This is a genomic window from Cupriavidus sp. 01L45, from assembly GCF_056399885.1.
The window spans coordinates 1-10540 of record NZ_JBFTSG010000107.1 but is presented as its reverse complement, the minus strand read 5'-3'; the positions used below and the strand labels follow the sequence as shown (position 1 = coordinate 10540).

At 67.3% G+C, this 10540-nt stretch carries 10 protein-coding genes and 1 pseudogene; 5 read left to right on the top strand and 6 right to left on the bottom strand.

Features of this window, described 5'->3' with window-relative positions; genetic code table 11:
* The 3 genes and pseudogenes from AC1DT6_RS39500 to AC1DT6_RS39490 all read left to right on the top strand — a co-directional run.
* Positions 1-193 (top strand): annotated as a pseudogene (locus tag AC1DT6_RS39500) (hypothetical protein); the annotation flags it as partial.
* Complete coding sequence (gene tssJ, locus AC1DT6_RS39495) at positions 190-798, top strand: type VI secretion system lipoprotein TssJ (protein ID WP_477115533.1); 609 nt, start codon at positions 190-192, stop codon at positions 796-798. The pseudogene AC1DT6_RS39500 and the gene tssJ, both read left to right, overlap by 4 nt.
* Before the next feature lie 34 nt (positions 799-832).
* Complete coding sequence (locus AC1DT6_RS39490; protein WP_477112139.1) at positions 833-1942, top strand: AcrVA2 family anti-CRISPR protein; 1110 nt, start codon at positions 833-835, stop codon at positions 1940-1942.
* 84 nt (positions 1943-2026) lie between these two features.
* Here AC1DT6_RS39490 and AC1DT6_RS39485 read toward each other — a convergent pair whose 3' ends face one another.
* From AC1DT6_RS39485 to AC1DT6_RS39470, 4 genes are all read right to left on the bottom strand, one after another.
* Positions 2027-3223, bottom strand: a complete 1197-nt coding sequence (locus AC1DT6_RS39485) for an aminotransferase class V-fold PLP-dependent enzyme (RefSeq protein WP_441637078.1) — start codon at positions 3221-3223, stop codon at positions 2027-2029.
* A gap of 26 nt (positions 3224-3249) precedes the next feature.
* Positions 3250-3723 carry a RidA family protein gene (locus tag AC1DT6_RS39480; RefSeq protein ID WP_441637076.1) on the bottom strand — a complete coding sequence of 158 codons (474 nt, stop codon included), beginning with the start codon at positions 3721-3723 and terminating at the stop codon, positions 3250-3252.
* Positions 3724-3831: 108 nt separating this feature from the next.
* A complete protein-coding gene (locus tag AC1DT6_RS39475; protein WP_441637074.1) occupies positions 3832-4752 on the bottom strand; it encodes a LysR substrate-binding domain-containing protein in 921 nt (306 codons plus the stop codon).
* Positions 4753-4830: 78 nt separating this feature from the next.
* A complete protein-coding gene (locus AC1DT6_RS39470) occupies positions 4831-5565 on the bottom strand; it encodes a class I SAM-dependent methyltransferase (protein ID WP_477115532.1) in 735 nt (244 codons plus the stop codon).
* A 312-nt stretch (positions 5566-5877) separates the two neighbouring features.
* On the opposite strand from AC1DT6_RS39470, the gene AC1DT6_RS39465 reads away from it, so the two are divergent.
* Positions 5878-6807 (top strand): LysR family transcriptional regulator, encoded by a 930-nt coding sequence (locus AC1DT6_RS39465; protein WP_441637084.1) that lies wholly within the window; start codon positions 5878-5880, stop codon positions 6805-6807.
* Between the two features lie 10 nt (positions 6808-6817).
* Here AC1DT6_RS39465 and AC1DT6_RS39460 read toward each other — a convergent pair whose 3' ends face one another.
* Together AC1DT6_RS39460 and AC1DT6_RS39455 are read right to left on the bottom strand one after the other, a co-directional pair.
* Entirely contained in the window at positions 6818-7819 is a 1002-nt protein-coding gene (locus AC1DT6_RS39460; RefSeq protein WP_441637070.1) for a Bug family tripartite tricarboxylate transporter substrate binding protein, read from the bottom strand.
* A 49-nt stretch (positions 7820-7868) separates the two neighbouring features.
* Complete coding sequence (locus AC1DT6_RS39455) at positions 7869-9032, bottom strand: M20 family metallopeptidase (protein ID WP_441637068.1); 1164 nt, start codon at positions 9030-9032, stop codon at positions 7869-7871.
* Between the two features lie 89 nt (positions 9033-9121).
* Here AC1DT6_RS39455 and AC1DT6_RS39450 point away from each other — a divergent pair, with 89 nt between their 5' ends.
* On the top strand, positions 9122-10027 hold the full coding sequence (locus tag AC1DT6_RS39450) for a MurR/RpiR family transcriptional regulator (protein WP_441637066.1): 906 nt from the start codon (positions 9122-9124) through the stop codon (positions 10025-10027).
* The last annotated feature ends 513 nt before the right edge of the window (positions 10028-10540 follow it).

Genomic DNA, 10540 nt, shown 5'->3' with positions numbered 1-10540 from the left:
GAGGCCCGCGCTGATGCCGGCGCCGGCCTTGAATTCGGACCAGGTGAGCCTGGGCTACACCACGCAGCTCAGGCGGCACAGCGAAGCCGACGCCCCGGGCGCCAGCGATGCCGTTACCCGCGYGCAACTCGGGAACTGGCGCGGGCACAACTCAACGCAGCAATACGCTGCACAAAGAGGATCAACACGATGAGGCGACAGCTTCGAAACGGTGCCCTACTGCTGGTTGCCACCCATATAGCTGGTTGCGGCGTGGGCCAGGCAGTCAAGGACAGCACGGTGGAGGCAGCGAAATGGGCCTTCACGACGCAGGTCAAGACCATGAGCCTCGATCTCACCAGCCGGCCGTCGTTAAATACAAACGGCGCCGGGCAATCGTTGTCGACGGTGGTGCGGATCTACCAGTTGAAATCGCCGCAGGCCTTTGAACAGCTGGGCTATGCGCGACTGCAGGCCGATGATCTCGAATTACTCAAGCCGGATCTGCTGGCGACCAAGGACGTCATCCTGCGCCCCGATGYGAGCGTGAGCTTGAGCGAGCCGATGCATGCCGAGGCGGAATATGTCGGGGTCATCGCGCTCTTCCGTAGCCCCGGCAAGGAGACGGTCTGGAAGCTGGTGGTGCCGAAGAAACAGTGGAAGAAGACCGATCCGGTAAGGATCGAGGTGCGAGGCAGCACGCTGGAGCTGGCGGGGGCCAGCTTTGATGGTTCCGGCGCAGTGGATGGCGGCGGCATGGGCAGACTAGCCACGGTGCAAGCGGCTGCTCGCTTGCCGATGTCACGGCTCGCGGGATGATACCGGTGCCGCTTTACTGATGAGGCGAAAGACGATGACGAATTCAATCAACGCAGCGCACGCACCGCAGCCGCAGGTGCCTGCCGCATTGCCGTCGGCATCGGGCGACGCAGCGAAGATGCATCCCGGTTACTGGCTCACGCACGTCGGCACCTGCTATCCCGGCCTGTTGGCGACAACGGACAAGTTGCGCGCCTTGCGTGATCCAGCGGCGCGGGGATGGCCTGACCACTACTACATTCCATACACGCTGCTTCGGAACATGATGATGCGCAGGCTCGGTCTGCGCCCAGGCGACCCGACGCCGAAGGGGCTGGTCACGCATTTGCAACTTGTGGCGACAATAGCGGCCTGGCGCGTGACGCAGGGGATTTACCGCATCGACCCGACGGTCTACGATGCCTTGTGCGCGACGCCCGTGACAGGGGAATTGCCCGCGGCGTTGTTGCGGCACTTGCCAGAATGGTGTGTTTATCTTGAGACGCCCGGCATGCACTGGGACGATCTTCTCGTTTACGGCGTCTTCGCCAACCTGTGTGAAACCAACACCGGCCGCGAGGTGCTGATGCTGCAGCTCAATTACACTGACGGCCTGCTCACCTGCCCGATCGATCTGACCCGCCGCACGTTGGGCGAGGCTATTCGCGGCATGTTTCAAAGCATGCGTGAGGACGGCATGGCGCCCGAACCAGATTTTGAGCGAAATATGCCGACGCTGCTGCCGCGTATTCTCTCGCTGCTCCTGTACCTGTGCAGCGAAGCCGCCGAAATCGGGGATGGTGCATCCCGGCCATCGCGGCCGGTGCCGAAGCGCACCAAGAAGGGGGTGCGCATGTTCGCCGCGCAGCGACCGGTGTGCTGGGACGTTGCCACGCGTCTGGGCGCCGCGCTGCGCCGTGCTGGCCGTGATGCCGCTGGCGATGCCGCCGGCGCTGGCGATGGTGCTGGGACTCATGCTGGCCCGCGCCCGCACATCCGGCGGGCACACTGGCACACCTACCTGAGCGGCCCGCGTGATAGCGCGAAGCGCACCTTGCGCTGGATGCCACCCATTCCAGTCAACGTCGAGACGCCGGACGATCTGGTACCCACGCTGCGAAGTGCTGGCACGGCGGACAAGGCGGGTGCCGGGAAGGGGGACTAGCGATGGGATCGCGGCCTGCGTGAGCGCTGACGCGAAAAGGGGGCCGTGAGATTGGATCGGCCTGGATATCGGGATACCGGCGCCCTAACGCACCAGCGCCCGCAAGCCCCCCAGCAATTTCCCGATCTCCGCCTCGGTGGTCAGGTAGCTGACCGAGGCGCGGGCAATCTGGCTGAGTCCGCGGGCGTTCATATCCAGGGGCGTATAGGCGGTACCGTTGCTGCCGATCACCACGCCCTGCGCCGCCAGGCTGCGCTGCACCGACACGGGGTCCTGGCCGGCCACGTTGAAGGCCACCAGTCCGGAGCGCTCGCGGCCTTGGTCCAGCACCGTCACGCCGGGTATTCCGGCCATTTGCGCGCGCAGCGCCTGTGCGGTGGCATCGATCCGCGCACGGATGTTCTCAAGGCCGATCTCCAACGCTTCCTGCAAGGCATTGGCCAGGCCGCAGCGCAGCGCCATCGATGCTTCGGCCGATTCAAAGCGGGCCGCGCCAGGCCGCAGGACGGGGTCGCCGTGCGCATCCAGCGGCGCGGAATAGGTGTCCACGAATGCCGGCGTCAGGCGGGGCAGGAAATCCTGCCGCACATAGAGCAGGCCGGTGCCCCTTGGCCCGCGCAGCGCCTTGCGGCCGGCGCCGCTCAGCACATCGCAGCCTACCTGGGCCACGTCGACCGGCAACTGGCCCACCGCCTGTGCGGCGTCGATGAAGTAGGGGATGCCGTGGCGCCGCGCCACCTTTCCGATGGCCGCGGCGGGATTGATGAGTCCGCCGTTGGCCGGCAGCCAGGTCAGCGCAATCAGGCGCACGCGGTCGTCCAGCATGGCCTCCAGCGCCTCGGGATCCACGGCGCCGCTGCTATCGGACGGAATGGCTTCGATCGATGCGCCCGCGCGCTGCGCCGTGAGGCGCATGGCGGCCAGGTTGCCGCCCCATTCGTGGCGCCCTACCAGGATGCGGTCGCCGGGCTGCCAGGATCCCAGTGCGGCAAAGGCGGCGCCCCAGCCGGGCGAATTGCCGGTGGTCAGGGCGATCTCCGCCGGCTGGGCGTTCAGCAACCGCGCGGCAAGGGTACGCGCGCGTTCCGTTTGTTCGCGGGCCGCCAAGCCGGCCTCCATCGGCCCCTGCGTGGCTTCGCGCCACAGGTGGGCGTGAATCGCTTCCAGCGTGGCCGCGGAGGGCAGCGAGGCGCCGGCGTGATTGAAGTGCGTGGTGGTCAGCGTGCCTGGCGCGCGGGCGCGCAGCGCCTCCACGGCGGCGGGGGTGAGGGGAGGGGGCATGGGGGTTCCGGTGAGGCGCGTCGGGTTCAGGGCTGGGTCAGCGAGATCACGGCTTCGACTTCCACGGCAACGCCGCTGGGCAGCGACGCAACGCCAACCGCGGCGCGCGCGTGACGGCCCGCCTCGCCGAATACCTGCACCATCAGGTCCGATGCGCCGTTGGCGATGGCGCTCTGGCGATGGAATTCCGGCGTGCTGGCCACGAAGACGCCAAGGCGTACGACGCGGGCCACGCGGTCCAGCCGGTCGCCCGTGGCGGCGGCAATCTGCGACAGGATGCCCAGCGCCGACAGCCGCGCGGCCTGCACGCCGTCTTCGTCGGAGATGTTGTCGCCCAGGCGCCCCAGGTAGGTGGGCTGGCCATCCTTGCGTGAGATCTGGCCGGAGATAAAGAGCAGATTGCCTTCCTGCACGAACGCCACGTAGTTGGCGGCGGGAGCGGCCGCGGATTCCAGGGCCAGGCCGAGTTCGGCCACGCGGGCGGAGATGGAGAGGGTCATGTCGGTTACGCCGGAGCGAGGTTGGAAAACGCCAATCCTATCGGCTTGGCCACGGCAGAACCAATCAATTCTCGGCCCGCATGCATGAGCAAAACTAATGCGTCGCGGCTAATGCGTGCCGTCCATCGGGTCGCGGACGGCGGTTTCGATGAGCCACGCACGGAATGCCGACGCGGCCTCGCTCAGCGGGCCGCGCGGCGTGACCAGCCACCATCCGATGCCGGGGTCATCCAATACCGCGCCGGGCAGTGCCGGCACCAGTGCGCCGCTGGCCAGCTGCTGGGCGATCAGGCGGTGCCGGCCCATCGCCATGCCTTGCCCGGCGAGCGCCGCTTCCACCACGATGTTGTAGTCGTGCAGGCGCACGGTCTGTGCCTGGCCAAGCGCCAGGCCGAAGCGGCGGGCCCAGGCGTCCCATTCGAACGGATGCCTGGCATGCGAGGCCAGGAACGGGTAGCGCAGCAGGTCCTGCGGCTTGCGCGGGCGGTCCGGGCCCGCGATCAGCGCGGGGACGCAGACCACCGACAAGCGCTCGGGCATGACCAGTTGCGCGTCCACGCCCGGCCAGGCACCCCGGCCGTAGCGGATCGCCACGTCCACCTCCCCGCCCGCCACGTCCGCAAGGGCGATATCGGGGCGCAACTGCAGGTCGATGCCGGGATGCGCCGCCGAGAAGGCCGGCAACCGCGGCGCCAGCCAGCGCGTGCCGAAGGAAGCCAGCAGCCCCACGGTCAGGGCCGTGCGCGCGCCGGCGGGGGCGCGGATCTGCTCGGTGCCCTGGCGCAGCAGCTCGAACGCCGCATGGACCTGTGCATAGTAAGCCTGCCCCGCCTGGGTCAGCGCTACGGCGCGGGTGCGTCGCTCGAACAATGCCACGCCGAGGTTTTCTTCCAGTTTCTGGATATGGTGGCTGACCGCGCTTTGCGAGACGAACAGCTCTTGCCCCGCCTGGCTGAAGCTCAGGCGTCTTGCGGCCGCTTCGAAAGCGCGCAGGGACACAAGGGGCGGCAGGGATCGCGCGGAACGCATGAGGCTAGGCGGAGGGTTTGGGGAGCCCGTTATGCTACGCCTTGTTGAGGGGAGGTGCTTGCGGGCGGGGGCTGGCTGCTACTGCAGGGTGGGCGCGGGCGGCATCGGCGCGGCCCAGCGATAAACCAGCAGGCGCCCCTTATAGGCCTCCACGCCGGGGGAGGCCGCGCGGTCCAGCTTTTCCTCGCGCATCAGGAAACCCTGCTCGACCATCTGCCGGTTGAAGGCCGGGCGGTTGCCGCGGTCGGGATCGACGATCCAGACCTCGACGGTGGGGCTGGCATGGCGCCCGATAAAGTGAGCCAGGCTGGCATTGGCATCGCGCTCGTAGAGCAGGTCGCTGCCGATGATCAGGTCGAAATGGCCATGGACGTAGGCGCTGGCCGGGCTCGCACCCTCGGCGGCGTCCTGTTCAGGCGCCGTGGCGCTCCAGTGCCCGTGCCGGTATTTCATCGGCGCCAGGCCATTTAGACGCACGTTCTCCGCCAGGAAGCTCGCTGCCATCGGATGGCAGTCGCTGGCGGTCATGTCGGCGCCGCGGCGGTGTCCCACCAGGCTGGCCAGGCCCAGGCCGCAGCCGATCTCCAGCACGCGTTCGGTGATATCCACCGGGCGCGCCGCCATGYGGGCAGCCAGGTGCGCGCCGGATGGCCACAGCAGGCCGAACAGCGGCCACATGGCGGAAGAAATGCCCATGCGATCGGCTTCGCCGAGGGGGTCGTAGTACTGCTGCTTATCCAGCAGCGAGCGAATGACCAGGTCGGCTACGCCGGCGACGGCAATGCTCTCTTGCTTGGTTTGATAGCCGGGCATCAAGGGGGGAAGCCAGGACGCCGGCTTCGCAATGGGGAGGGAGCGGGTCAGTATGCCCGAAAAGCACCGCAGCAGCGCGGAAACAGGCCGCAAATGCGCCGAAGTGCAGCGAAAAATGCGGAAGACGGGTTCCGGACGCCGTAGCGGCCGTGGGAATGTGCGGGAAAGGCCAGCCGCGGCAGACCTCTGTCGCGCCCAAGCCATGTGCGAGAATCCGCGATAAACAAAACATCGGATATTGTTGTCCACCTATTATCGGAGCTTATCGCCGTGACCATCCCATCCAGCGCGTCCATCCGCAAACGCCTGCGTATGCGGCACCTGCAGCTGATGCTGGCGCTGTCGGAGTCGCCCTCGTTGCGCCAGGCGGCGGAAGGGCTGGCGCTGACCCAGCCGGCGGCCACAAAGTCCTTGCAGGAATTGGAGGATGTACTTGGCGTATCGCTGTTCACGCGCCACGCACGCGGGCTGGACCCCACGGTGTCGGGCAAGGCGGTGATGCGCTACGCGCGGGTGGTTTTTGCCGATATGGACGAGTTGCGCGAAGAACTGGTCGCCATCCAGGCCGGCGATGTCGGCAAGGTGCGCGTGGGCGCCGTGATGGCGCCGGCGCCGGATTTGCTGACCCGGGTGATTGTCAGGCTCAAGCAAGCGCATCCGCGCCTGCACATCATCGTGCAGATCGATACCAGCGATGTGCTGGTGCACGCCCTGCAGCAGGACCAGATCGATATCGTGCTGGGCCGCATCCCGGATGGCTGGCCGTCGGAGGAGCTGTCGTTCGAGACGCTGGGGGAGGAGGCGCTGTCCATCGTCACCCGCGTGGGGCATCCGGCGGCGGAGCACGGCAAGCTGAAACTGGCCGCGCTGACGGAATACGCTTGGATCATCCAGCCGCACCCCAGCCCGATGCGCCAGATCATTGACCAGACCTTCCGCGAGAACCGCGTGCCGCCGCCGGTGAGCACGGTGGAGACGTCGTCGATCCTCACCACGCTGTCCGTGCTGCGCGAATCCGACATGCTGGCCGTGCTGCCCACCTCGGTGGCCCGCTACTACGAAGACCTGAACATGATCGCCACGCTGCCGGTAGCCCTGCATGGCCGGCTTGCGCCCTATGGCCTGGTGCTGCGCAAGAGCCGCCCGCCCACGCCGGCCATGCAGCTTGTCATCGACATGCTGCGCGCGGGCGGAGTGGGCGGAATGGGTGAGACGGGCGGGCAGGCCACCGTCAGGCCCTGATCCCGCGCACTCACTCCGCCGAGATCCTGGCTCGCCGGACCACTTCGCCGTAGCGCTGCATCCGCTCGGCCATCATCCGCTCGAAGGCGGCTGGCGTCATCTCCTCGGGCGGGAACACGCCGCGCGCGCGCAGGGCCGTCTGCATGGCGGGGTCGCTGGCGGCCTGGCGCACCGCCTGGTAGAGCTTCTGCACCACCGGTTCGGGCGTGCCGGCAGGCGCGGCAATGCCTGTCCAGGAACTCAGGTTGAGCTGCGGATAGCCCAGCTCGGCCATGGTCGGCACATCGGGCAGCTGCGGCAGGCGCTGTTCGGAAGCCACCGCCAGCGCGCGCACCTTTCCTTCCTTGATGTAGGGCAGCATGATGACCAGGTTGTCGAGGATGAACTGGACCTCATTGCTCAGCACGGCCGTGATCAAATGCGTGCCGCCCCGATAGGGAATGTGCGTGGCATAGATGCCGGTGCTGGCCTTGAGCATCTCCACATTCAGCTGGCCCATGCTGCCAACCCCGCCGCTGCCGTAGTCGAGCTTGCCCGGGTTCTTTTTCGCGTAGGCGAGGAACTCCGCGAAGGTACGCACGGGCAGGCTCGAGTGCACCACCAGGGCGTTGGGCTGGCGGCCCAGGATGGCGATGTTCTCGAAATCCTTGATCGGGTCGTAGCCCAGCTTCGGTTGGGTCAGCGGGTTGGCCAGGTGACTGCTCTGGGAGGACACCACCAGCGTATAGCCATCGGGCTTGCTGCGCGCCACCGATTGCGTGGCGACCGAGCCGCCCGCGCCCGGGCGGTTGTCGACGACCACCGGCACGCCGAGGATGCGCGAGAGCGGCTCCGAGTACTGGCGGGCCATGATGTCCACCGAACCACCGGGCGGAAAGGGCACCACCAGCGTGATGGGGCGCGAGGGATACGCGCCTTGCGCTTGCGCGGCCAGCGGCGCGGCACACGCGAGCGCGGCTACGCTGAGGCCGGTGCGGAGGAAATGGCGGCGAGAGAATGGCACGTTCGGCATGGCAGTGTGGTGAAGGTAGTTAAAGTCGGATGCAGGGAAGTGCCTCGGCTCACCGCAGTGCGAGGATGGCTAGCGCTACCGCCTGCGCGCGCGGCACGAAGGTGGCAAGCTCGCAGTACTCGCGCACGGTGTGCGCATGGCCGCCCACCGGGCCGGTGCCGCACAGCGTGGGCGTGCCCACCGAGGATGTGAGCCCGCTGTCGGCGGCGCCGCCGGTGAATTCGCCCTCCACCGAGAAGCCCAGCTGCTGCGCGCCGCGCTGGTACAGCGCCAGCAAGTCCGTGGGTGTCTGGGTCATCGGCCGGGTGCGGCGCATGTCGGTGATCCGGCCCGTGGTACGCGGCAGCGATTCGGCCTCGATGATGGCGCGTATCTGCCCGACCAGCGCGTCGATGTCCGTGTCGGCGGTGAAACGCACGTCGAGCTCGGCCTGCGCATGCGGCGCCACCATGTTGGGCACGATGCCGCCTTTCACGCAGCCCACATTGGTGGTGATGCCCAGCCCGGCGTCGGTCAGCGCATGCAGCGCCAGGATCTTGCGCGCGAGCGCGTCGATGGCGCTGGCACCCTGGGCATGGTTGACGCCCGCGTGCGCGGCCACGCCCTCTACCTCGAATTCCACCACCATCGACCCCTTGCGCCCGGTCACCAGGTTGCCGCTGACGCGGCCGGGCTCGGCGTTGAACACGGCACGCGCGCCGCGCGCCACGTCCATGATCCGCTCGCGGGTGGCGGCCGATCCGATTTCTTCGTCGCAGGAAAAGAAAAGGCGCACTGGCAGGGCATTGCCGCCGCAGCGCGCCAGGGCCTCGGCCACGAACACATTCATCACCAGGCCCGATTTCATGTCGGCAACGCCGGGCCCGTAGGCAAGCCCGTCTTCCACGCGGAAGGGACGGCGCGCCGCCGTGCCGGCCGGAAACACGGTGTCCATATGGCCCATGAGCAGGATCGGCGCGCCATCGCCGGCGCCGGGCACCAGCGCATCCAGGCACACGCCGTAGCCGGGCACGGCATGCAGCGTGACCGCAATGCCGGCAGCTTGCAGGTGTCCGCGCAGGACCTCTGCCACGGCCGTCACGCCGGCTTCCTGCCGGCTGCCGCTGTCGATGTCCACAATGCGCTGTAGCAGCGCCTGCATTTCGGCCTGCTGGCCACCCAGCCAGTCGATCACCTCGCCCGCCGCGTTGGCAAGCATCTCGCTATCCGCCATATACCCCCGCTCCTTCCATCGTGTGGAGATGATTCATGTATTGCAAAAGTGCTATGATCATGCAATATGCATTGCAGCGTGTCAACGCCATGAAAAATCGACAGGAGCTCCCTCAACACAGCGCCACCCTGCTTGAGCGCCTCGCGCGCGAGGCGGCCACGCTGACTATCCGCGAGCACGCGCTGGCCGATGCACTGGGCCGCGACTATCCGCATGCGCTGCTGGAATCGGCCACCTCGCTTGCCGCCCAGCACGGCACGAGCGCCTCGACGGTGGTGCGCCTGTTCGCCAAGCTGGGCTATGCCAGCTATGCCGACGCCCAGCGCGAGGCGCGGGCCAGCGTGACGGCGCTCCTGCCCACCGCGGGCCAGCGCGCGCCGGCCACGATCGGTGGCAAGCGCACCTTGCGCGCCTGCGTGGACGACGCGCTGCTGCACGACCAGCACAACCTGGCGGCCACCCACGAAGTGCTGGACATGGCGGCCTTCGAGGCGATCGCGCGTCTGCTGGCCGAACCGCGCGGGCGGTTGTTCGTGCTGGCGCAGAAAAACAGCGCGCCTGTGGGGGCATGGCTGGCGCTGCATCTGAACATGTGCCGGCCGCAGGTTCAGGAGTTGGGGGCCGGAGCGGTGACTGCCACGGACGCCATGCTGTGGGTGGAGCCCGAGGACGTGCTGCTGACGTTCAGCATCCGCCGCTATTCCAGCGCGCCGGTGAGCATCGCCCGTGCTTTCCGCGAGCGCGGTGCGCGGGTGATCGCGATTTGCGATAGTCCGGCTGCGCCACTGGTGCCGCTGTCGCATCATCATCTGCTGGTGCGTACGGGTAATGCTTCCCCCTTTGATTCCTATACGGCGGCCTTCTTCCTGTGCAATGCGCTGGTCTCGGCGGTAGCGCAATTGCGTCAGCCTTCAGTCATCAAGGCGTTGCAGCGGCGTGATGCGCTGTGGGAAGCCTTTGAGGCGGATCCTGTTGAGGGGGTGAGGCGGGGGTAGGCTGGTGTTGGCGTCGCCGGCGATTTCTCCGCTTAGGCGGGGTGGGCGTTTTTGGTGGGGTTTTATTGCTTCTAGCTGCTGTCGCGGCTGTACGGGGTTGGCCGTTTACGCACACGGAGGTGTCACTTTTCTTTACTCGTAAAGAAAAGTAACCAAAAGAAAGCGATCCTTGCAGGAGGCTGGCGTGTCGGGGTTGCGCAGCCCATTGGATTCGTCGTCAGGCCCCGGGCTGTAATAGCCTCATGCCGTTACCGGTTTGAATGGCCACGATCCTGCCAATGGCGCTGGTTTCGTAGTGAGGCCCCCGGTAGGGGCTCCGTGCCCATTCGCCCATCTGCCGGTACCGGCAYGGAGCATCACGATCTATCACGCCGTGATGGTTTCGTGGTGGGGTGGGCGCGGTGAAGAAGGTCCTGGTCCTAGCAATCCGGTGCCACCGCGCCCACGACGGAAACGGGGCGCTTGCAACTTCGTGGCCGTCCGCGCCGCGAGCGACAGACGGCCTGAAATTCG